Origin of the sequence: Mucilaginibacter boryungensis (assembly GCF_015221995.1) — a bacterium.
Taxonomy (GTDB): domain Bacteria; phylum Bacteroidota; class Bacteroidia; order Sphingobacteriales; family Sphingobacteriaceae; genus Mucilaginibacter; species Mucilaginibacter boryungensis.
Genome location: NZ_JADFFM010000001.1, coordinates 2094042 through 2118077, shown reverse-complemented (window position 1 = coordinate 2118077; position 24036 = coordinate 2094042). Strand labels below are relative to the sequence as shown.

General features: G+C 42.4%; 22 protein-coding genes. 10 read left to right on the top strand and 12 right to left on the bottom strand.

The genetic code is table 11. The features are described 5' to 3' along the window. Positions 1-2: 2 nt before the first annotated feature. Complete coding sequence (locus IRJ18_RS08815) at positions 3-680, bottom strand: ABC transporter ATP-binding protein (protein ID WP_194105816.1); 678 nt, start codon at positions 678-680, stop codon at positions 3-5. 253 nt (positions 681-933) lie between these two features. Beyond that, the gene (locus tag IRJ18_RS08810) at positions 934-3357 is read right to left on the bottom strand and encodes an ABC transporter permease (protein ID WP_194105815.1); all 2424 of its coding nucleotides are present in this window, start codon (positions 3355-3357) and stop codon (positions 934-936) included. Positions 3358-3628: 271 nt separating this feature from the next. Here IRJ18_RS08810 and IRJ18_RS08805 point away from each other — a divergent pair, with 271 nt between their 5' ends. Then, positions 3629-4033, top strand: a complete 405-nt coding sequence (locus tag IRJ18_RS08805; RefSeq protein WP_194105814.1) for a DUF1761 domain-containing protein — start codon at positions 3629-3631, stop codon at positions 4031-4033. Positions 4034-4102: 69 nt separating this feature from the next. On the opposite strand, the gene IRJ18_RS08800 is transcribed toward IRJ18_RS08805, so the two are convergent. Both IRJ18_RS08800 and IRJ18_RS08795 read right to left on the bottom strand, forming a co-directional pair. Continuing rightward, positions 4103-4822, bottom strand: a complete 720-nt coding sequence (locus IRJ18_RS08800; protein WP_194105813.1) for a head GIN domain-containing protein — start codon at positions 4820-4822, stop codon at positions 4103-4105. A 141-nt stretch (positions 4823-4963) separates the two neighbouring features. Then, positions 4964-5146: a hypothetical protein gene (locus IRJ18_RS08795; RefSeq protein ID WP_194105812.1), complete on the bottom strand. Its 183-nt coding sequence runs from the start codon at positions 5144-5146 to the stop codon at positions 4964-4966. 153 nt (positions 5147-5299) lie between these two features. Here IRJ18_RS08795 and IRJ18_RS08790 point away from each other — a divergent pair, with 153 nt between their 5' ends. From IRJ18_RS08790 to hscA, 3 genes are all read left to right on the top strand, one after another. Beyond that, positions 5300-5827, top strand: coding sequence for a hypothetical protein (locus IRJ18_RS08790; RefSeq protein WP_194105811.1), 528 nt, complete (start codon positions 5300-5302; stop codon positions 5825-5827). A 47-nt stretch (positions 5828-5874) separates the two neighbouring features. Next, positions 5875-6552, top strand: coding sequence for a hypothetical protein (locus IRJ18_RS08785; RefSeq protein WP_194105810.1), 678 nt, complete (start codon positions 5875-5877; stop codon positions 6550-6552). A 108-nt stretch (positions 6553-6660) separates the two neighbouring features. After that, complete coding sequence (gene hscA / locus IRJ18_RS08780; RefSeq protein WP_194105809.1) at positions 6661-8538, top strand: Fe-S protein assembly chaperone HscA; 1878 nt, start codon at positions 6661-6663, stop codon at positions 8536-8538. Between the two features lie 13 nt (positions 8539-8551). Here the strand turns inward: hscA and IRJ18_RS08775 are convergent, their stop codons facing one another. The 5 genes from IRJ18_RS08775 to IRJ18_RS08755 all read right to left on the bottom strand — a co-directional run bounded on the left by IRJ18_RS08775 (position 8552) and on the right by IRJ18_RS08755 (position 13655). Continuing rightward, the gene (locus IRJ18_RS08775) at positions 8552-8992 is read right to left on the bottom strand and encodes an SRPBCC family protein (RefSeq protein ID WP_194105808.1); all 441 of its coding nucleotides are present in this window, start codon (positions 8990-8992) and stop codon (positions 8552-8554) included. Between the two features lie 16 nt (positions 8993-9008). After that, positions 9009-9380, bottom strand: a complete 372-nt coding sequence (locus IRJ18_RS08770) for an ArsR/SmtB family transcription factor (protein ID WP_228072649.1) — start codon at positions 9378-9380, stop codon at positions 9009-9011. Positions 9381-9510: 130 nt separating this feature from the next. Beyond that, entirely contained in the window at positions 9511-10821 is a 1311-nt protein-coding gene (locus IRJ18_RS08765; RefSeq protein WP_194105807.1) for a DEAD/DEAH box helicase, read from the bottom strand. A 71-nt stretch (positions 10822-10892) separates the two neighbouring features. Continuing rightward, a complete protein-coding gene (locus IRJ18_RS08760; RefSeq protein ID WP_194105806.1) occupies positions 10893-12542 on the bottom strand; it encodes a gliding motility-associated C-terminal domain-containing protein in 1650 nt (549 codons plus the stop codon). Between the two features lie 48 nt (positions 12543-12590). Then, the gene (locus tag IRJ18_RS08755) at positions 12591-13655 is read right to left on the bottom strand and encodes an acyltransferase (protein ID WP_194105805.1); all 1065 of its coding nucleotides are present in this window, start codon (positions 13653-13655) and stop codon (positions 12591-12593) included. Between the two features lie 127 nt (positions 13656-13782). Between IRJ18_RS08755 and IRJ18_RS08750 the strand changes: the two genes are divergently transcribed. From IRJ18_RS08750 to IRJ18_RS08740, 3 genes are all read left to right on the top strand, one after another. Then, positions 13783-14514, top strand: coding sequence for a peptidase (locus IRJ18_RS08750; RefSeq protein ID WP_194105804.1), 732 nt, complete (start codon positions 13783-13785; stop codon positions 14512-14514). Continuing rightward, complete coding sequence (locus tag IRJ18_RS08745; RefSeq protein ID WP_194105803.1) at positions 14511-15356, top strand: transglutaminase-like domain-containing protein; 846 nt, start codon at positions 14511-14513, stop codon at positions 15354-15356. The genes IRJ18_RS08750 and IRJ18_RS08745 overlap by 4 nt, the downstream gene beginning before the upstream one ends. 263 nt (positions 15357-15619) lie before the next feature. Further along, complete coding sequence (locus IRJ18_RS08740; protein ID WP_194105802.1) at positions 15620-18571, top strand: TonB-dependent receptor; 2952 nt, start codon at positions 15620-15622, stop codon at positions 18569-18571. A gap of 76 nt (positions 18572-18647) precedes the next feature. Here IRJ18_RS08740 and IRJ18_RS08735 read toward each other — a convergent pair whose 3' ends face one another. Beyond that, on the bottom strand, positions 18648-19661 hold the full coding sequence (locus IRJ18_RS08735) for a threonine aldolase family protein (RefSeq protein WP_194105801.1): 1014 nt from the start codon (positions 19659-19661) through the stop codon (positions 18648-18650). A 32-nt stretch (positions 19662-19693) separates the two neighbouring features. On the opposite strand from IRJ18_RS08735, the gene IRJ18_RS08730 reads away from it, so the two are divergent. After that, the gene (locus IRJ18_RS08730) at positions 19694-20383 is read left to right on the top strand and encodes a hypothetical protein (protein ID WP_194105800.1); all 690 of its coding nucleotides are present in this window, start codon (positions 19694-19696) and stop codon (positions 20381-20383) included. Here IRJ18_RS08730 and IRJ18_RS08725 read toward each other — a convergent pair whose 3' ends face one another. After that, positions 20384-21607, bottom strand: a complete 1224-nt coding sequence (locus IRJ18_RS08725; RefSeq protein WP_194105799.1) for a glycosyltransferase family 87 protein — start codon at positions 21605-21607, stop codon at positions 20384-20386. It lies immediately after the preceding gene. Positions 21608-21687: 80 nt separating this feature from the next. Then, positions 21688-22902, bottom strand: a complete 1215-nt coding sequence (locus IRJ18_RS08720; protein ID WP_194105798.1) for a BaiN/RdsA family NAD(P)/FAD-dependent oxidoreductase — start codon at positions 22900-22902, stop codon at positions 21688-21690. On the opposite strand from IRJ18_RS08720, the gene IRJ18_RS08715 reads away from it, so the two are divergent. Beyond that, positions 22901-23548 carry an NADH-quinone oxidoreductase subunit A gene (locus IRJ18_RS08715; protein ID WP_194105797.1) on the top strand — a complete coding sequence of 216 codons (648 nt, stop codon included), beginning with the start codon at positions 22901-22903 and terminating at the stop codon, positions 23546-23548. The genes IRJ18_RS08720 and IRJ18_RS08715 overlap by 2 nt on opposite strands. Then, positions 23538-24017 carry an NADH-quinone oxidoreductase subunit B gene (locus tag IRJ18_RS08710; RefSeq protein ID WP_194105796.1) on the top strand — a complete coding sequence of 160 codons (480 nt, stop codon included), beginning with the start codon at positions 23538-23540 and terminating at the stop codon, positions 24015-24017. The genes IRJ18_RS08715 and IRJ18_RS08710 overlap by 11 nt, the downstream gene beginning before the upstream one ends. Positions 24018-24036: the final 19 nt, after the last annotated feature.

The following is a 24036-nucleotide window of genomic DNA, read 5'->3' as shown; positions in this document are numbered from 1 at the left end:
AATTAAAATTTTGTAGATGAGGCAATTTTTCCGTCAAGCAGTTCGATGATCCTTGAGCCATATGCCGCGTTCTTTTCAGAGTGGGTTACCTGGATAATGGTTACACCGTCTTCCTTGTTCAGCTTGCGGAATATCTCCATAATCTCTTCGCCCTGTTTCGAATTCAGGTTACCGGTTGGTTCATCGGCCAGTATTAAGCGCGGCTGGGCTATTAAAGCACGTGCAATGCCCACCAGTTGCTGCTGGCCTCCGGATAATTGCGCCGGAAAAAGATCTTTCTTACCTACTATCTGGAAACGGTCGAGCATATCGGCTACCAGCGCTTTGCGTTCAGCGCTTTTTATATCCTGATAGATAAGCGGGGTTTCAATATTTTCGTAAACGGTTAGTTCATCAATTAAATGATAAGCCTGGAATACAAAGCCGATATATTGCTTGTATAGCGCCGAACGTTGCTTTTCCTTTAGTTGGTGTACCGCCTGGCCCATAAAATAATGGTAGCCTTCTGAGGGTTCGTCAAGCATACCAATGATATTTAACAGGGTTGATTTACCTGAACCCGAGGGCCCCATGATAGATACAAATTCGCCCTCTTCTATTTCTAAGCTGATATCGTTTAAAACAAAGTTTTTATTTCCCCCGGCCTGGTAGTATTTTGAAATATGTTGCAGTGATAACATTTTTTATAATATGGATTTGATGATTGAACCTTCTAAATTATTTATAATACCGATAGCTGTATAATGAATAATGTACCAAACATTAAACTAATTCATTATCAATGACTTAAAAAGGAATTGTAATAAAAAAACCGTACGCTTACGTAACATAAAGCGTACGGTTATGATACAGTGTTTTTAAGTCTGAAGTTCTGAGTGAAAAGTCATAAGTCAATAACTTTAGACTTAGAACTTCTGACTTCAGACTTTTAAACTACTCGCTTCGTAAACTTTTAACCGGGTTGGCTATCGCCGCTTTTATTGCCTGGAAGCTGATGGTTATAAACGCTATTACAATAGCCGCTACACCTGCTAAGGCAAACACCCACCATTCAATAGTGATACGATAAGCGTAGCCTTTTAGCCAGTCGCTCATTACCCACCACCCTATCGGGAAGGAAATTACGGCCGCCAGGGCTACCAGCTTAATAAAATCGCCGGATAGTAGCATAACTATGCTACTTACGCTGGACCCCAATACCTTACGGATACCTATCTCTTTTGTGCGCTGTACCATAATCATGATAGAAATAGCCACCAGGCCAATACACGAAATAAGGATAGCAATTATAGCGCTGCTGATAAATATGGTTGACAGGCGTTTCTCCTTTTGATATTGTTTTTCAGTATTCTCGTTCAGCCAGCTGCCTTTATAATCAACAGATGGAAAAGTGGCCTTCCATTTCTGGCTAACATGATCGAACCCCTGGATTAAATTGCCTGGTTTTACCTTAACAAATATGTAGTTAATCGGATAGTTCTTATCCATTACCAGGGTTAAGGGCATAATATCATCGTGCAGCGAACGGAAGTTATAGTTTTTAAATATCCCGATAACCCGCGATTTATATTTATCATCCATAGGCAGGTCGGCGCCGAGGGCATTTTTAGTGGATATTTGTTTGGCCATGGCCTCGTTAACCAACACGGCGTTACTATCTGTAGCGTATTCCCGCGAAAAATCACGGCCATCGATCAACTTAATATCCAATGTTTTCAGGTAATCGTAATCTACTTTTTGTATGGCGGTACGCAGTTCGTGCCCGTTATAATTAAACCCGTTAATTGATGTGCGTTGCGATCCGTCCTTGCCGTTGCCCAGGTTATCATAAGCCCCCGTTACCGATACAATGGTTGGGTCGCCATTTACTACGTTCCTGAACAGCCGCAATGCCTGATTACCATCAACCCCGTTGCCTGTAGGTATACTTATTACTTCGGATTTGTTATAGCCCAGCGGCTTATTTTGCATATAATTAGTTTGCTGCCAGGTAATTAGTGTACAAACAATCAACAGTGTTGATATAGCAAACTGCACCACTAATAAGGTATTCCGTACTTTACCGGGTTTAGTTGTATTAACCGACCCTTTTAACACCATCACCGTTTTATAACGCAGCATTAACAAGGCCGGGTAAAAACCTGCAATTATAGTTATCAGCACAAACAAGCCAATACCGGTTAGTAACAGTGTCGGGTGCAAAAGCATGCCCATACTAATATTGATCTTTAAATTTGCTTTGAACCCTGATAACACCATCGAAGCCAGTACTAACCCAACTACTAAAGCAACCAGGCAAACCATTATAGTTTCTACCCAAAACTGGCTTAGTAACTGTAGTTTGCTGGCCCCAAGTGTTTTGCGCACGCCAATTTCGCGTGCCCGGGTAAAGGAACGGGCTACTGACAGGTTTATGAAATTAATACAGGCTATAACCAATATAAAAATACCGATAACCAATAACGATATCACCGACGATTGGCTTACAACAGCGCCTTCAAGTCCGTTTATATCGGTATTAAAGTGATTATGGGCAAACGGGGTTACGTTGAGTGTATATACATTGCCGTTAACATCGGGCCGGGCACCATCGCGCTTAATATTATTTATAGCCTCGGTAAAATGCTTGTTAACAAATGTTTGCAACCTTTTTTCAAAACCTTGCACATCAACTTTATCGTTAAGCTGGATATACACCAGGTTGTTTTGATTATCCCACTGGTTAAGGGCCTGTTGGTAGTTGGGGTTCATTTCAAACCGCATCAATATATCAAAGGCAATGCTTGAATTATTCGGAAAATCTTTTGCTAATCCCGTTATTATAAAACTTTGCGCCTGGTTATTCAATTTAAGCTCGACAGTTTTACCTACGGGATCAACACCTTTAGCAAAAAGAGCTTTGGCGGCATACTCTGTAATTACAATATCATTCAGGTGCTGTAAAGGGCGGTTGGTATTGCCGCTGATAATTGGGAAAGTGAATATTTTTAAAAACCCTTCATCTACATAATGGATATTCAAACTGATTTGCTTTTCTCCGTATTTTACTAAAGCGCCGCCATTGGCCATGCGGGATATATTCTCAATATCCTGATAGTCTGCCTTTAGTGCAGGGGCCAGAGGTATCGGCATAGATGTGCTTTTTTCTATCTTGGACGACCTGTTAGCGGTGGTATAAAGCTGGTATATATTGGGTAATTTCTCGTGGAAATTATCAAACGAAAATTCAAAGCTAATAGCCAGGAACAATAAGGTACAGGTAGCAATAGCTACCGATAAACCCAAAATGTTCATCAGGTTAAATACGCGCCCTTTCCATAGGTTACGCAGTGCTGTTTTTATATAATTTTTTATCATGAACAGGTATTAAGTGTTTTTGACAGAGGCAATGTATTTTTACCTTTTTGGCATTCACGCTCCTAAAGCCATACCATGTGCGTAATAAATTGATAATTAGTAATTTGCATTTATAATATCCTGCCATTGTGTACGCAAGTGTTACACAAACTGTACGGTTATGATACAGTTTAACCGCAATCTAAATAAACTAAAATTTTGCCTGTAATACTTTATATAATTACTTAATAACCTTATATTTAAATATTACTTAACCTAAAACAATTTAATTATGAACCCAGCACTTATTAACTGGCCGGCTGTTTTTGTAGCGGCCCTATCGGCATTTATGGTTGGTGGCCTGTGGTATTCGCCTAAGGTATTCGGGACCGCCTGGATGACCGATACTAACCTAACACAGGAAGAAATTCAAAAAGGTAACAAAGGGAAGATATTTGGTATGACGGCGGTATTTTCGCTCATCATGTCGGCTAACCTGGCTGCGTTTTTAGCTACCCCCACTACAACAACTTCATGGGGTGCTACTGCAGGTTTACTTGCGGGAGTATGGACGTTTTGCGCTATCGCTATCCACAGCCTATTTGAACAAAAAAACTGGCGGTTAATATTCATTAACGGCGGTTACAGCGTAGTGTCACTGGTACTTATGGGCGCTATTTTAGGCGCCTGGCGGTAGCTGTAATCCTGCCATATAACAACAAAGGCCCCGATGCATCGGGGCTTTTGTTGTTAGGCTAAAACGTTGTTAATCTATTTTCTTTATATCGGCTGCGCCGGTTTTGCTGCTGTTCACATGGGCAGGGTTCCCTTTGTACGATATTTCGGCCGCGCCGGTAGTTTGTACATCCAAATCTGTCAGCACGTTTATTTTACATTCGCTGGCGCCGGTGGTTTGCACATCGTATTTACCAACCACAAAATCAAGCGCATAAAGCTTACCGCTACCGGTTAAATGCACGCTGTGACTTGCCGCTTGCCCTTTTAAAGTAAGTTCGGTTGCGCCGGCACCCTTGGTAGTTACGTTATTGGCATCCATATCCAGGTTAACTTTACTGGCCCCCGATAAATTAAAATCAAAGTCCTTCACCTTCAGTTTACCATCCGACAAAACCTCTATAGCCCCCGCGCCTTTTATTGCCTCCAGGTTGTGTACGCCAATAACAATAGCAATTGGGTTTTTAGCACAGATATTTTTCCTGGTAGATATTTTTAATACATCGCCATCAACAGTAGTGCGCAGGTATTTTAGCACATTGTCATCTGCCGTAATATTTAGTTCTAACGAGCTATCCTGTTTTAAAGTGATCTTGTAACCGCCGGCTACGTTGATCCTCGTGAAGTCATTAACCTTACGCTTTTCTTCAGCCTGTACGCCTGAACCATGGACGCAGTTCATCATGCATGAACTAAATGTGGTTAACGCCAGCAAAACAGCGCCTATTATGCTTAATTTAAGTGTTTTCATTTGTGTTTTATTTTTATGACGTGGTTAGTTGATCTGATGTTACATCAAAAATAAAAAAAGCATTGGTATTGGCGTTATGTTATTAACTAAATAAAAAACGCCTCCCGGTTATGGGAGGCGTTAAAAAATTAACTATATCGCTTAAAACTTTTTATGCTCGGGCTTGTGCATGCTATCCCGGCTGGAGGTTTGGTCTGACCGCTGGCCACCTGCGTTACTTATCCCCTGTTGCTTTTTGTCTTCACGCACATTATCAAATGCTTTGTTTGATGTCGACCGTCCCTGCATGTTTCCACTTTTCTTTACATCCTGTTGCGTTTTCATAAACATATTAATTTTAGGTAAATAATTATTTAAAGCTGTGTATTGCCTTAGCTGATATGGTACAACAATTATACCGAACCGGCCCAATAATTATTAAAACATTTTATCCCCTGCAATGCTTTAATATTTAATTAACCAGTAAAACCATACGTTATGAAACACGCATTCATTTTTGGGACTAACATATTTTTAAGCAACCATCGTACCTTTAGCTATAATGACGGCCAAGCTATCACTACATTTTTAACCATACGCTCTTTTTATAACCCGCAAAACAGTGGCGCCGAAGAGTTGGTGATTGACGCCGATATTAATACGGTCGACGATCACCACCCGATACGTTTAACCGGTAATATGGTACAGCAAGGTGATGATGTAAGGGTAGTTACCGAACCCAACCGTGTAAGGGTATATCACGCTAATCATGCCGAACCCATATTAGATGTTTATCAGCTTGATCCGCATGAATACGCCGGCCTTTCAAGTCATATCACTAACGAGATACACTCGCAGCACCCCGACCCTGTATTTACTATTAAAGGGAATTTTGTGATAGCAGGCTCGCATATATATATAGAAAACGAAAAGATGCTGATAGATCACGACAGCTTTGCCAACGGCGTTGAAAACGCGCATGATGGTGTGGTGCTGTTTACCAGCGAAAAAGTGCATGTGCATTAGTCATTGATTTTTTATAGGCAAATGTGCGTATCTTTAACAAAACAGATATGCGCAACTGCCTTTTCATTATACTATCCCTTGTTAGTCAATTTGTATTTGCGCAGGTTATTTATACCCCTGTTGCCAAATCCCATTACGATGCAGCTGTTAAAAAAATTCCAATTCAGTATAAAGCTGCATTAAATGAATTATATAAACAAACCGGGAACCCAAATGGTGTAGCCATATTTACTTTTTATAAAACAGATACTTTAAATAAGGAGGAAAAAATAGATCGCGGTAATGTACATATTTACCTATCATCGCCTAATGATACTTCAAAGAAAGAAGATATTACCAGCATTAAGGAAGAAAATACCTATCTGCCCATACCCTGCATGGCAATTGTAAACGGCGATAGTTTGCTGATAGAAGTTCCCCCTATTTTTAACCCTTTTGTAAAGCATGTTATTATTAAAAACAGAGTAATAAGCACCTATGAAGAGTATCAGAAAAGGGATAAGATATTTCAACTCAACCTATCATCTGATAAAACAGAAAAACTCAGTATCCCGGTTAGAACACCTGTCCTCAAGCTAAATTCCAGCAATCGTAATCGGGGTCAGATTATATACGGCGAAGTAGAATACATTACCCAGCCTTATTACGTGGATGACGATAATTTTAAATCAAAGCATATTTGTAAATCCATCCATTGTAAATATGTATTTAGAGCTCTGCTATGATATGAAAAAATCCAATTGGTTAGTCTTATATCTTTTTAAGAATTATACCTTGATATGATAAGCCATAGCGCAAAACTCGCTACATTTGCGGCTTGTTAATACATATACATGGCTAAAGTTTCTATAAACCTGGCAACGGGTTCATTACAGAAAGAAGATATCATTGTTGGGATAGATTTAGGCACCACCAATTCGCTGGTAGCATTCATTAATCCGGATAAAAACCCGCAGGTAATTAATGATACCGGTAAAGGTGTACTGGTACCCTCGGTAGTGCACTTTGGTCCTGCCGGCGATATTACCGTAGGTAACGAAGCTAAACAATATTTGATTAGCGACCCGGCTAACACTATTTTTTCGGTAAAACGTTTACTGGGACGCTCGTACCATGATATTGAGAATTATAAAGACTTTTTCTCGTACAGGGTTATTGATGATAATACGGAAAGCCTGGTTAAGATTAAGGTGGGCGATAAATTCTACACCCCTATCGAGCTTTCGGGACTAATATTAAAAGAACTAAAAGAACGCGCGGAGCATGCCATAAAAACCCCGGTTAACCGTGCGGTGATTACAGTGCCGGCTTATTTTAACGATAGCCAGCGCCAGGCCACACGCGATGCCGGCAAACTGGCCGGATTAGATGTTTTACGTATTGTAAACGAACCTACCGCTGCCAGCCTGGCTTACGGGATTGGTTTAAACCCCGAAGAAACTAAAACCATTGCTGTCTACGATTTGGGCGGGGGGACTTTTGATGTATCGATATTGCAGATACAAAACGGCATTTTTGAAGTACTGGCTACCAACGGCGATACATTTTTAGGCGGTGATGATTTTGACCGCGCCATTGTAAACTATTGGATAGAACAAAATAAGCTGGATAAAAACATCCTGACACAGGATTCGGGCCTTACCCAGCAATTACGCCTGAAAGCTGAAGAAGCAAAGAAATCATTTATCCATCAAAGCCTGTTTAACGAAAAAATAGGCGATATATGGTGCACCCTTGACCGTAATACTTTCGAAAGCCTGATTTTACCTAAAGTGCAGCAAACTATTGAATGCTGCAAAAATGCCTTAAAGGATGCAGGTTTAGGTATTGATGCTATTGATGAAGTGATCATGGTTGGCGGTTCAACCCGTACGGCGCTGGTTAAAAGAACTGTGGCCGATTTTTTTGGCAAGCCGGTGCACGATAGCGTTAACCCCGACGAAGTGGTTGCCCTTGGCGCAGCTATACAAGCCGATATTTTAGCGGGTAACCGTCGTGATATCTTGTTGCTGGATGTAACGCCATTATCGTTGGGTATCGAAACCATGGGCGGTTTGATGGATGTGATCATCCCCCGAAACTCTAAGGTACCAACCAAAGCCGGGCGGCAATATACCACCTCTATCGATGGGCAGGTGAACATGAAGATAGCCGTTTACCAGGGCGAACGCGATCTGATAAAAGAGAACCGCAAACTGGCCGAGTTTGACCTGAAAGGTATCCCCGCTATGCCTGCAGGTTTCCCTAAAGTTGATATTAATTTTTTGCTTAACGCAGATGGTATACTGAAAATACAGGCGGTAGAATTACGTTCGGGCGTGAAACAGGAAGTTGAAGTTACCCCTACCTATGGCATTACCGACGACCAGGTTGAACAAATGCTAATGGACAGCATCATCCATGCTAAAGACGACGTCGCCCAGCGCATGCTGATAGAGGCCCGTACCGAAGGCGAACAAATTATTTATACCACCAAACGCTTTATTGAAAAGAACAGCGAATGGCTATCTGTAGCCGAAATTTCGGATACACACAGGTATATTACCGAACTGCAAGCCGCTTTAATTACCGGCGATAAAGACCTGATCCATAAACATATAGACACGTTAAACGAATTTACACGCCCATTTGCCGAACGTTTAATGGATCAGGCCATCAGCCATGCCATGAAAGGCAAAAGTGTAGAAAACCCAGATGGCGGTGAGCAATAAAAGGATGTAACCTTTACGCTTTCTCTACAAATTCCTTTAAACTGGTACCCAAAATATGGTTCCAGCCCATGTTGAAGTTTTTAGGGTTAAATGCTTCCAGCGGCGGGAAGGTGTCTAAGCCTGTATGGGTTACTTTAATATGTGTTCCCTCGCCCTCCGCTGTCAATTCAAACGTTACCAGCGATTCGCCTTCATAACCATCGTACCGCCAGGTATAAGCCAGTTTTTTATTAGGCTCAACGGTTTTCACAACACATTTGTGCAAGTACATTTTACCACTTGGGTCGCCGCCCGAAAATTCAAACTCAAAACCAACTTCGGGTCTAAAATCGGCAATGTCAAAATACCATTGTTTCATTTTACTATTATCGGTAAGGGCTTCCCAAACCCGGCCTACCGGCGCGTTGTAGTTTCTTTCCACTACCACTACCTGAGCATTCTTTGCTGTTTCCATATGATATTATTTAAAATTATTTGTAATTATTTGTTTTGTTTTCCAGGGAGAGGAATTTATCCAGATCGTCCAGCTTATTATTCCAAAATTCGCGGTATTGCTCTACCCAGGTAGCCACCTCTCCCAGCTTTTGGTAATTGGCTTTGCAGTACCTGTCCCTGCCCTGCTGCTGTATGGTGAGCAGGCCGCATTCTGTTAAAATTTTAATGTGCTTCGAAATAGCGGGCCTGCTGATATTAAATTTATCGGCTATGGTATTCAGGTTCAATTGTTTACCGGCCAGCATGCCGATAATCTTCCTGCGGGTTGGGTCGGCTATTGCCTGGAATACATCTCTTCTCATATCGCTTATAAGTAACCGTTCGGTTACAAATATATAGGTAACCATTTGGTTACGCAAATTTATTTGAAATAATTTCTCCCTAACAAAAAAACGACTACCGTTTATAGATAGTCGTTTTACTATTGTTTATTGATTTACTGTACTTTAGCTAATTTAATCTGATGTAGCAGATCAGCTATTCTACTACTGGCGGAGTTGAGGAATTATCCCCAGCCCCATTTGGTTTCTTATCACCAGATGGCTTTTTGCGCGGCCATTTCTTCTTCTTGTTCCGGTTATTATTGGCCCCGCTACGGCTTTTGCCATCACCATGCGGGCGGTTATGTGAATGTGTGCGTTCAGGCGCTGGTGCAGGCGATTCGCCTATTTCAGCAGGCAATTCCATTTGTGGTACCGGCTTGCCAATCATTTGTTCAATCCGCTTCAACTTCTGTTCATCGCGATGATTGATCAATGTTATCGCAGTGCCTGTGGTAGCAGCCCTTGCCGTACGCCCAATACGGTGGATATAGTCCTCGGGATCCGGCGGTGCATCGTAGTTGATTACCAGATCTATCCCCTCTACATCAATACCGCGCGATAAGGCATCGGTACCTATAATAATGGGTAATTTCTTGTTTTTAAACTCCAGCAATATCTCTTCGCGCTCGGTTTGTTTAAAATCTGAACTAAATGCTTTTACCTTAAGGTGTGCCGACTTTAGTTCTTTATAAACATCCTTAACTTTCTCTTTAGTAGATGAAAATATGATGGTACTTAAATAATTACCTTCTTTTAACAGATGTTTTATTAATGGTATCTTTTGATGATCGTGCACCCGGTACATTTGCTGGCTGATACCCGCTGCAGGCTGCGATATTGCAATGTTTATGGATTCAGGATTGCGTAAAATACTATTGGCCAACTGGCGTATGCGCGGCGGCATGGTAGCCGAGAATAGCAGCGTTTGCCGCTCAGCAGGCAGGTAACGGATGATACGGATAATGTCATCCATAAAACCCATATCCAGCATACGGTCGGCCTCGTCCAGCACAAGGTGTTGCAGGTTATCAAACTTAAGTACGCCCGATGTAAGGTGCGCTATTAAGCGCCCCGGCGTAGCAATAACTATATCAACGTTGTTTTGTATGGCCCTGCGTTGTTGTTCGTAAACTATGCCGTCGCCCCCGCCAAATACCGCTACCGAACTAATGCCGGTAAAGTAGGCCAGGCCTTCCACCTGCTGGTCAATTTGTTGGGCCAGTTCACGTGTTGGCGCCAATATCAGCGTGTTAATATGGCGTTTATCGCCTTCGCCTATTTTGTTTAGTACTGGTAATAAGTACGATGCTGTTTTCCCGGTGCCGGTTTGTGCGCAGGCTATCAGGTCTTTACCCTGCATAACAACAGGAATGGCCATTGCCTGTATGGGTGTTGGCGTGGTATACCCCATGCTGTTCAGTCCCTCGGCTAAGTGTTCGTTAAAATTAAAATCTTCGAAAGTCACGTTCTATTATTGATGAGTTGTGCAAGATAGTAATTTTACATGGGTTAACATTAACAGCAGTGCAAGCAACCTTATCTTACAATGGTTATCGATCCTGAAATTTTGGCTGAGCCATCTTTAGTGTCTATCATATAAAAATAAGTGCCAGCAGGGAGCTTAGTGCCATTATTGGTGCCGTCCCATGGCTTCCCATATCCTATAGAATGAAATACGGCCTGTCCATAGCGGTTAAAAACATCAACTACACAATTGGGATACGCTAATAATTCGGGCATTTTCCAGGTATCGTTTACACCATCACCATTAGGTGTAAACACGTTTATAGGGTTAACATTACTAATTACCGTTACTGTTACAGAGGCTGTTGAGGTGCAACCTTTATCATTTGTTGCCAACAATTGATAAGTAGTAGTAAAAGGCGGACTGGCAACGATATTGGCAGTTGTGGTGCTGCTTAAACCGGTGGCGGGTGTCCAGCTATAATTTACGGCATTGCCGGTTATTACTGGGTTCAGGGCTACCTGCCCACCTATATTTATGGTCGGGTTATTATCAAATGAAATAATTGGCGCATCGTAAATAACAACACTTACAGGAGGCCCTGTAATTTGGGTACTACATCCCGATTGATTATTAACAGTACAAGTAACCTTATCGCCGTTTTTAAGCGTACTGATGGTAACTTCAGGATCGTTTGTGCCAACGCCGCTCCCGTTTACCAGCCATCTGTAAGTAGGATTTATTAATGGAGCGGCATGTACGGTAAAATGCACCGGTGTGCCGGCGCAGGTAGCATAAGTATCGGCTGTAATAGTAACTACAGGTATGGTTTCCTGCACAATGTTCACTATTGAGGGATTGGACGTAACCGAAGGGTTGGCCAGACAGTTGCCAGGTGCAGTTACTGTACAGCTTACCTGGTCTTTATCTTTTAAAATGGATGATTCATAGGTTTGTGTAGTTACCCCGATGCTCGCGCCGTTTACCTTCCAGTCGTAAGTCATGCCGGCATCATCAAAATTGGTAACCGCTTTAAATGAAATAGGCGTACCCGTACAAACTGTCCGGCTGGATTGGGTTTCCAAACTAACTATTAATGTGCCTGCCCCTGCCATTGCCGTGATGCTTTTAGTAGCGGTGGCTGCAACTGAGCAGGTGGTGGTATTAGTTAATTTGCAGGTGATAACAGCGCCGGTTACCGGATTATTGTCTACATAAATTGCTGAATTGGAACCAACTGGAATGCCGTTTCTTGTCCATTGATAAATTGGCAAGGTACCCGGATTAGTGGGTTTAGCAGTAAATGTTAATGAACAAGGGCTGGTAATGGTTTGTTCAAGTGTTAATATCGGCGTAAGGATGGAACCGGTACTTACAACAATGGTATTCGAAACTATTTCTCCGGTTACAGAGGGGTCGCCTGTATTAGTGATGCCACAGGTAATTTTATCCTGATCGTTAAGCCCTGATTGGTTAAATACTTTAGTATTTGAACTGACAGGCCTGCCATTAATATACCATTGAAAAACCGTAGCGTTACCCGCGCCCGTAGTAGTAGCAGTGAAGGTTATAGATGATCCTGTGCAGATAACGGTTTTATCTGCAACAATACTAACGGTTGGCCCGGCGTAAATTGTAAAGCAAAGTGCAGCTTGATTAGTGAATAAACTGATTAAGCAGCAATTAAATATCAAAATAATGGAAAAACGTAGCTTTTTCATTTATGCTTTATGCATCAAATATCAACAGATTATCGCAATTGCATTTGACTATCCCGAAATATATTTACCTATCCATGGCAACTTGTTAATTACATATACCAGCAGTAGCGATAATACAAAACATACCAACGCTGTAAGGGGGATACTGAATAGCGGGTTAAATGATTTGTAACTTAAACTAAAACCGGTCAGCTCAGGGGCATCTAACAGCGTTAAAAACAAAGCATGCGACAGGTAAATGCCATAATTGTATTTCCCAGCAAAATCCCTTGCCGTAATCAACCACTGTGGTAAACTGATCTGTGCGAACCTCATCATTAAAAATATAGCTGATGCTAATATTACTATAGGCCAGCTTAAGGGTTCATACAATAACGTACTAATGCCATTATAATGCTGGTATAAACTATACGTACCTAAAGTTATGCCTGCTACAGTTACCATAAATAATAAGCCCATCCAAACAGCTATTTTTTTATGGGTAAAACTCTTATTGGCAAAGTAATAGCCCAAAACCAGATAGCCAATATAGCCACCAAAATAACGTATATCAACCGGGGGATTGTACCGTAGCATATAGGGCTGGCCAAGCAACATCACTATTAGCCAAACTGCTAAAAAGTATAAGGTTTCTTTTTCACTGGCATGGCGGATGAATTTGCTAAGTACCGGGATGATAAAATATAACCCTATTAGCATATACACATACCATAAATGGTAAGAACTGCCGTATTTCAGTTGATGTAACACCTGCTTTATATTAGCCCAGGTGTCGGTAGTATAAGGGATATCTTCGTTATAAAAAGCATAGGCGATATAAACCAGGCTCCAGAACAAAAAAGGGATTACTACCCTACTTAATCTTTTTTTAAGGAAACTAAATAACTCATCATCCCGGCCTAACAACAGCGCACCGGTTATCATTACAAAAACCGGAACGGCAAAACGTGTCAAAGCATTATAAAAATCAGCTGCCAGCCATTCATTATACGGCACTTTTGGATACCCGCCCAGCAAAGGCGAACTGCAATGCAGTATAATAACTGCGAATAAGGCAATTACACGCAGGTTATTTATCCAGTCGAGCTGCTGGCTTTGGCGTTGTGGCTTCATTGACGGTTTAAAGATAGTATTTGGCTATTTACTAATAAAGTAAAATACACGGTCAAATTTTTTATCACACAAAACGTCCCGCCTTTGGTTTATTTATTTACTTTGGCCATCTGTAATAACGTGAATAATGACTTACTGCTTAGGAATAAAAGTTAAAGAAGGATTAATAGCGATAGCCGATACCCGCATTACATCAGGCACTGATACTACTATAAAAAAGAAAGTCTCAGTTACACAAAAAGACAAATTCTCGCTTTTTATCATGACCAGCGGCTTGCGCTCGGTACGTGATAAAGCTATGGTGTATTTTGAAGAACTGATGGAGCATAATGAGTATAACAAACTATATAAAGCCGTCAACGCGTTTGGCGATCAGGTAAAACGGGTAGCCAGCGAAGACCGCGCTACCCTTGAAAAAGCCGGGTTTAAATTTGATTTGAATACTATAATTGGCGGGCAATTAAAAGATGATGAAGAACATAAACTATTCCTGCTGTATCCTGAAGGGAATTGGGTGGAGCTGGGTAATGGTGCACCGTTTGTTATTATTGGCAATTCTGGTCATGGTAAGCCTATTTTAAACCGGGTATTGAAAGAAGATTCATCTATGAGGCTGGCTTTAAAAGTTGGTTTTCTTTCTTTTGATAGCACCAGGGTAAGTTCAAATAATGTAGATTTCCCTATTGATGTTGTTTTGTACAAAAAGGATTCGTTTGAGATGGTAGAGCAGCGTTACGAAAAGAAAGATCTGGAATATATATCAGATCAATGGGCCGAAGAACTGGGCACTGCCTTGCAAAATGTTGGGGAAGACTGGATGGAAAAAGCGTTTCATAACCTACCGGCAATCACGGTATGAAATTTAATGTATCGGCACAGCTTGAATACAATATATCATCGGCAAGTACGCTGGTACTAAATATCCATGCATTACGCACACCTGAACAAACCGTATTGCAGGAAACTTTTACGGTGAACCCGGAAGTACGGATTGAAGAACTCCAAAATATTGGCGGCGAGAACAGATCGATCAGATTGGAAGTCCCGGATGCCTGCCAGCTAAAGGTTAATTATACTGCTTTAGTTAACAACTCTTTCGTCATAACCAATCATCGCAAAATTCAGGAAACACCTGTTTCACAACTTACACCTGAAATATTGCCATTCCTATCTCCCAGCCGCTATTGCCAATCGGATAAACTTTACCGTTTGGCTAATCATATGTTTGGCGATATAGACAGCCCTTATGCCCAGGTGATGGCATTAACCAACTGGATCCGTACCAATGTACTTTATCTAAGCGGTTCCACAAATGCCCAGACATCTGCCTATGATACGGTGACTGAACAGGCTGGTGTTTGCCGTGATTTTGCACATTTGGGTATTGCCTTATGCCGTGCCCTAACTATCCCGGCACGATATTTTACTGGCTACGCATATAAACTAAAGCCGGCCGATTTCCATGCTTGTTTTGAAGCTTATTTAGGCAACCAGTGGGTTTTGTTTGATGCAACAGGCCTGGCACCACTTAACGGGATGGTTAAAATAGCAACGGGGCGCGATGCGGCCGATGCCGCTGTAGCCAGCATTTTTGGCAACGCATATGGTACACGAATGACTATTAACTGTGAAGTGGCCGAAGATAATTTCAAATCGTATTTCTACCCCAGTGGGAAATTTGAAGGATTGAGTTATTTGTAGATACTTAATGGTGGTACACAGTTTAGTCGTAACACATCACCCGATGCTGCGATTTCTAATTTTATTTACTTAATTATCAGAAGCTTAACACTTATTTTTAAATAAGTCTTGCAAAGTCTTCCTTTCTATTTACATTTGTACTACTAAATCGGTAGACTTTATATACTATGTGCAAATTAATGCTTACCCCTTCTTGTTGTTGTTAATTTAACCTTATCCGGTCAATCAACAGAATTACATCACTTTTATATTTCAAACACTTCATGAAACCCTTTTCGAACAATTTTAAAATTGCTTTGCTTCTTTTTGCCCTTTTTCCGCTGACGGGCTTGGCACAACTCAACGGATCGTACATCCTGAGCGGAAAAGTAAACGATGATAAAGGTCAGCCGCTTATTGGCGCCACGGTTGGTATTAAAGGTACAACCAATGGTACAGCTACCGATACATCTGGCAAGTTTACTTTAACTACAAATGTTAAACTACCTTATACACTGGTATTTACAGCAGTTGGTTATCAACCGCAGGAATTCCTGATCAAAAATGCCGGGGATGCCCTGAATATCAAACTAACTACACAATCCTTATTAATAAACGAAGTTGTGGTAACAGCTTCCCGTCGGGAAGAGAAACTATTGAAATCGCCCGTGGCGATAGAAAAACTGGACATCCGCGCGTTGAAACAATCGCCTGGCCCAGGCTTTTATGATGCATTAGAGAATGTTAAAGGGGTGCAGATGACCACAACCAGCTTAACACTGAAGGTACCTAACACACGTGGCTTTAACAGCCCAAACAACTTCAGGTTTATGCAATTAACAGACGGGGTGGATATGCAATCAGCTACCTTGGGCGTCCCACTGGGTAATGCCATAGGTCCTACCGAACTGGATATTGCCAGTATTGAACTAACACCTGGCGCGGCAGCCGCTTTATATGGCACCAATGCCTTGAACGGACTGTCGAACCTGATCACCAAAGATCCGTTTCGTTACCAGGGATTAAGCTTTTATCATCGTACAGGGGTAAACCATGTGGATGGCATTGGCATCAGGCCGAGTGTTTTAACTGAAGATGCCCTACGTTATGCTAAAGCCTTTAATGATAAGTTCGCTTTTAAGCTGAATTTTAGCTATATGCAGGGACAGGATTGGCAATCGATCACCATTGCTGATCAGAATCCATCTAACCTAAAAACCGCAAATCCAGGCTATCCTGAGTTGATTGGCGCCAGTAACGCCGCTTACGATGGCTGGAATAAATATGGCGATGATGCGCTTGCCGGGAGTAATACCGTGGTGATAAAGGGCATTACTGTAAATGGTGTAGCCAGGCCAAATTTAACAGTTGCGCGTACAGGTTATAACGAGGTTGATTTGGTTGACCCTAATGTTGCCAACCTTAAATTCGATGGTACGTTTGCTTATAAGTTGAACCCTACAACGCAGCTATCCTATACCTACCGTTACGGGCAAATGGATGGTGTTTTCCAACGGGGTAATAAAATAGCGTTAAATGGGGCTACCGTGCAAAACCATAAATTAGAATTAAAAGGAAAGGATTTCCTGGTGCGGGCTTATGAATCGATAGAAAACACGGGTAATAGCTATAATGTGAAGCCGTTAGCCGATAACCTTGATTTGAACCATGCCAGCAATTCAGTCTGGGGCACCTTGTACAAAAACGCGCTTACGGCCTATGCTAATGCAAACGGCGGACTAACATCGGCAAATTTTGCCGCAGCCAACAATGCAGCCCGTGCCGCGGCCGATGCCGGGCGTGTGGAGCCAGGCACTGCCGCTTTTAACGAATTAAAGAAAACAATTATTGGTATCAATAACTGGGATATTAAATCCAGCCTCATCCCCAATGCACCGGTTACCGGGGGTGCAGCGCTGGTACAAAAAAGCCATATGTATAATGCAGAGGCACAATGGGATTTAACCGGCAAGGTTAAGCTATTTGATTTGCTGGTTGGCGCCGACACCCGCATTTACCAGATCATCCCCGATGGTAATAACTTTGTAGATTTCAGCCGGCCAATAACCGATAGAAACACCCCGCTGGCCGATGGCAGTTTTGGCAAAGACGTTTACTATAAAAAATTTGGCGGCTTCGCGCAGGTTACCAAAACGTTCTTTGATGAGAAACTGAAACTATTTGGTTCATTGCGTGGCGATTACAATCCATATTACGACCCTAAATTCACCCCACGTTTAGCAGCAGTGTACTCCCCTACCGAAAATCACAATTTCAGGTTCACTTTCCAAAATGGTTACCGTTTCCCGGCACTGTTTGAAGCTTTATCGTATGTAAACAACGGCCGTGTGAAACGCGTAGGTAGTTTGCCATTTATTAATGATGGATTGGGCTATTTAGGTAACAGCTATACCCAGGCATCGGTAGCAACTTTTAACGCGGCGGTAAATGCAGCGCCAGGCGGGGCCAGCGGTACAGATGCAGCAGCATTGGCCAATCGTAATTTGTTACAGGTAGCCGACCTGCCCAAAGCACGGCCTGAGCAGATCACATCTTTCGAGGTAGGCTACAAGGGAACCATCCTGGATAATAAAGTATTTATTGATATAGATGCTTATACCAATCGCTACAGCGGCTTTTTAGGCCAGGTACAGGTATTTGTACCAAATGGCGCGACAGTAGGCACAGACGCGGCGGTATTAGCTATGCTGGATATAAACCGCGACCCTACAACCGCTACCGCTAACAACGCCGCCAGCCAGGGGCAAAGCCGTTACCGTGTATATACTAACGCGAAGAACACTTATAATAACTATGGTTCATCGGCAGGGATAACTTATAATTTTTATAAGCGCTACACCGTATCGGGCAATGCCAGTTTCAATAAAATGCAGGCGCAAGCTACCAGCGACATATTTGTAACCGGCTTTAATACACCCGAGTGGTCGGGCAACCTGTCAGTCGGTAACCGGGAAATAGTAAAGAATGTGGGCTTTAATATTGTATACAAATGGCAACAGGCTTACTTATGGGAAAGTCCGCTGGTAACGGGTAAAGTCCCTGCAATACACAATATTGATGCCCAGGTTAGTTTTAAAGTACCTCAATACAACGCCACCTTTAAAGTTGGTGGTACCGATCTGATTAACAAGCGCTATATCCAATACGCCGGCGGGCCAACTATCGGCGCGTTATATTATGCTTCGGTAACGTTGGATGGGTTGTTAGGGAAATAATAGCCCCACCCAAACCCTCCCCGGAAGGGAGGGCTTCACTTAAAGTCTCCCCCTTCCGGGGGAGATTAGAGAGGGCTTATAAATTCTTCAGCACCCCAACCGTATACTCCACCTGCTCCGGATGTACATCTAAATGCAATACAAAACGGATACGATGTTTATCGGTACTATTACATTTAATGCCCTTTTCGGCCAGCTTATTTACAATTAGGTCGGCTGGTTCAATAGTATCAAACAAAACAATATTGGTATCGGCTGGCAGTACATTGCTTATCCAATTACATTTAGCTAACTCTTCAGCTAAAATAGCGGCATGCGCATGATCTATTTTTAAACGCTCTACATGGTTATCTAACGCGTAAATACCTGCCGCGGCTAAAAATCCCGCCTGGCGCATACCACCGCCCATTACTTTACGGATACGCCGGGCATATTTAATAGTAGTGGCATCAGCTAATAAAACAGATCCAACTGGTGCGCCCAATCCCTTTGATAAACAGACAGATATGCCGTCGAAGTATTTACCGTAATCAACAGCTTGGTCACCTGTATTAGCCAACGCGTTGAATATGCGGGCACCATCAAGATGCAATTTTAAATTGCGTTTTTTACATAGCTCGGCTATGGGGGCTATATCGTTAAGGGTATAGCAACTGCCACCGCCTTTATTTACTGTATTTTCCAATACTACTAAGCTGGTATGCGGGAAATGGATATTTTCAGCGTTTATCTCGGGTTCAATCATTTCAGCCGTTAAGCGGCCACGATCACCATACAACAAACGTGTTGACACTGCTGAATTAAAGGCAATCCCCCCACCCTCGTAACGGTATACGTGCGCGGTTTGGTCGGCAATTAGCTCATCCAATGGCTGGGTAAAGCACTTAATGGCTATCTGGTTGGTCATAGTACCCGATGGGCAGAAAATTCCGGCTTCCATCCCAAACATCCAGGCAGCTTTGGCTTCAAGCGCATTCACGGTTTCATCTTCGCCAAATACATCATCGCCAACCTTGGCGCTCATCATGGCCTCAAACATACCCGGGGTTGGTTTGGTAACGGTATCGCTACGCAGATCGACAGTTGTCATAAATATTAAAAATGTACGTTATTTGTGTAATTATGATGCGTCCAATTTTAATCATTTTATTTTTAATGCTGACTTTCGTATCAGCAAAATCACAAAAATTTCAGCCCGGATTTTTTATAGATCGCCGCGACCAAAAGGTTGAGGGTTTGATCCGTACTAACCCATCTGGCAAAGCCCCAATAAAAGACGAAGGTTTTATAGTTTATAAAGATGGCCCTAAAGGCACTGAAACCCGCCTGAGCGCCAGCGATATCAAATGTTTTGTAGTTGGCCCTGATAGCTTTGTGGTGGCCCATGCCCCGCACAACACTACCTGGACTGCCCAGGAATTAGACTTTGTTAAAGTTGTGTTAAATGAAGAGGTTAAGCTTTATGTAATAAACGGCGGCAGCACCGGCGGTGGTGGTAGTGGATTTAGTTTTCACCCGGGTATTGCTATTGGCGCAGGCGGGTACGGTGGTTTTGGCGGTGGTATAGGCACATCAATTGGCGGTGGCGGCAACGAAGGAAAAAAAGGTAAAATAACCTATTATTATGGCATAAACACAGCTACCATGAATGAGTTGACTACTGAAAACTTTAATGACGCTATGAGCGATATTATGGGCGACGAACCGCAAGCACTTGAAGCCATCCGCAGCGGAAAGTTCACTGTAGGCAATATTAATGGGTTGATCCTTTATTTTAAGCAGTTAAAAGCCGCACACCAACCAGCAAAATAGTTAAGCGGAAGCTAAGCTATTATCCAGATGATCAAGAAAGTTGCGATAATGGCCGGTTTGCATGGCTTTGTTTTTCAATACAACAAAATCTGTAAAGATCAACTCGCGCGATATCATAAACCAAACAACAATGCATGGCCAGGCTTTCATATAATAATTGCTGATTATTTCCTCGCGAATGTATTTGGGAAATGCGTCGGTTAATCCCAAACCGGTAATCACTAATAAACATACCAGTAAAACAATATTGCGCCGTGTAAACGGATTATGTTGCATACATATCCATAACATTGCGCCCGTTACAGCAATAACATAAGTAGGGTGTTCAGACCCGGTACTAAATAAAACAACGGTCAACAAGGCGGACGCCAGTACCCTCAATCTAAACTGAAGATATTTAAACTGGTTAAACCGAAGTAAGGGCATACCAAATACCAGCGCGCCAAACATCAGGAAAGGATAATTAGGTAAATATGGGTTACCGATAATCCTGCGGCAAACACCCATAAATGAAATATCCTGCGCGGCATCGAAACCTATGTTTTGATGGTTTTTTTCCACTAAGGATTGATACCAATCGCTATAAGACTGCAATATAAAATGCGGACTGGCAATTAACATAGGAAGCGCAATAAACACAACCGTCCATATGGCTGCAGACACAACGAACTTACCTTTATTTTTAGAAAACATAAAGAAAGCGAGCCCAACAATGGGGTATAGCTTTACCAACGCGCCTAATATGATAAGCATTGTAGCCCAGCCGTCCTTCCCTTTTTCAACCAATATAAAGCTAAAGATAATGAAGGCCGTTATAATAGGATTAAACTGAATATTATGTACAGAATTGGCAAATTCAATACTACTTAAAAGCAGTACAAGCATTTTTACTCTATTGGAGACGGGTAACAAATGAATAGCCCATATTAACAATACCGCATTAATAAGGCTCCAAAAGAAAAGGCCCCAGCCATCGGGCATTATTGCGAATGGCGCTACCACTATACTGAACACGGGCCCGTAATGGTTCGAGTCGTAATATTCGGCCGGGTAAAGTTTATATAGATTTTTTTCAGCAACGGTATGGTGATATACCTGCTTAAAAATAAGGTAATTATTATACCGGTTTGGTTTAAATTTATATTGCCAGCAGAAAGCAGCCACTGCAATCCAAAGCAGGCACACCAGTTTGTAATTGGTTAAGAATGGGAATCGTTTAGTCATGTAACAAAGGGGTTACAAAGCTAATTTTTAGCATGAATATATGCAAGCCCCATTTGTGCATTTTTGCAAAAAGTTTACCCTTACAGGTTTTGAGCTATAACAAAGCCACTGGCCCAGGCCCATTGAAAATTATAGCCGCCCAACCAGCCGGTAACATCTACACATTCTCCACCAAAAAACACGCCTGGTATCTTTTTGGCCTCCAGCGTGCGCGATGATAGTTCGGTAGTAGCAACTCCCCCACGCATCACTTCGGCTTTATCATAACCTTTATCGCCGGCGGGTTTCACTTTAAACTGATGGATGAGGCTGCTGATACTTTCCAGCTCAGATTTACTTAATGAGGCCAGGTTTTTGTCAGCAGGTAAATACGGACTAAGCGCATCGGCAAACTTCCGGGTATATAAATTCGCAATTAGCGATAATAAAGGCTTTTTACCATATAACTTACGCTCCTGTTCAATCAGGTCAATGATGTTTTGCTGCGGCAGCAGGTCTATCATAATACTTTCACCGGCCCGCCAGTACGATGATATTTGCAAAATAGCCGGGCCGCTCAATCCCCAATGCGTAAACAGGATATTCTCTTCAAAACTTGCCCTATCGTTCCATACCCGGCAAAAAATGCTGTTGCCCGATAATTGTTCATACCAGGGCTGGTCTTTCCCTGTAATGGTTAAAGGTACCAATGCTGGTGCCGTCGGGATAATCTGCATATCAAATTTGCGGGCCATACGCAATCCAAAATCTGTGGCGCCCATTTTAGCTATGGGTAAACCTCCGCTTGTTATAACAACCCTGGCTGTTTTAATTTGCGATGATTTGCCATTGCGTTCATAGCTGATGATAAAATCTTGCCCATCCCGTTCAATATTTTTCACGTCAGTATCGCACCAAATATCCTGGGCCATATCCCTGCACAGATCGGTAAACACCTTTACAATATCCCGCGCCTTATCACTTTCAGGAAACAGTTGACCTAAAGTTTTTTCCTTCCCCATGATGCCATAGGTTTCAAAAAAGCTAATGGTATCCTCCACCGTCCATTGCGCGAAAGCCGATTTGCAAAAATGTTCGTTTTCAGAAATAAACTGCTGCGGCGATGCGTACAGGTTGGTATAATTACAGCGCCCGCCGCCGCTGATCAGTATCTTGGCCCCTACCTTGTCATTCTTTTCCAGCACAAGTACGCGCTTGCCTAAAAAACCGGCTTGTACCGCACACATAAGCCCGCAGGCGCCTGCGCCAATTATTATGGCGTCATAATCCAGATTGTTTATTAAATTTGTAGCCATGGGCGAAGTTGCGCAAATATCAGAATTTGGAAAGATATTGGTATTTATTATTACCGGATTTGTTTTGGTAGCGGTTACCTTGTTTGCGGGTAAGCTATTGGCGCCCAATAATTCTAATGCAGAGAAGCTGACATCGTACGAATGCGGTGAAGAACCAACCGGTAATGCCTGGGTGCCTTTTAATTCCCGGTTTTATGTAATCGCGCTAATATTCTTGCTGTTTGATGTGGAAATGGTTTTTATTATTCCTTGGGCTACCATATTTGGTAACCACGAACTAATAGCGACAGATGCTCGTTGGGGTAAACTAACGTTGATTGAAATGTTTATTTTTATGGGGATCCTGATATTAGGTTTAGTGTATGTTTGGCGCAAAGGCGACCTGAACTGGATAAAACCTGTACAGGAAATCCCGCACACCAATGTGATGATCCCATCGGCTTTGTATGACAAGGTAAATAATGAACAAAGCAGCTATGCCGTTAAAGAGTTTTCGGCATTAACAGAAAAAGAATTAGCCGCGGTAACAACCAATCCGGTTGAAAGTCCTTCGAATACTACAGCAACTTCAACTGCTGCTACTGCCCCACCGATAAGGAAGCCCATGTTTAAACCCACCTTTAAAAAGCCCGGAAATGAATCCTGAAAACATGAACGAGAGCGGTGGCGTAATGGTCACTAAATTAAACGACCTGATGAACTGGTCGCGCTTATCATCCTTATGGCCTTTAAGCTTTGGTATTGCCTGCTGCGCTATAGAGATGATGGGATCAATGGCATCAACTTATGATCTTGACCGTTTTGGTGTATTTCCACGTCCATCCGCCCGCCAGGCCGATGTGATCATTATAGCCGGCACCGTAACCTTTAAAATGGCCGAACGGATAAAACGCCTGTACGAGCAAATGCCCGAGCCTAAATATGTTATTAGTATGGGTAGCTGCAGTAACTGCGGTGGGCCTTACTGGCAACACGGTTACCACGTAGTAAAAGGTGTAGACAGGATCATACCTGTTGATGTATATGTACAAGGTTGCCCCCCGCGCCCTGAGGCTTTAATTGGCGCTATATTAGAATTGCAAAAGAAAATAGAGGGTGAACGATTAGTAGGATAAATGGCAATCCTGTAACTTG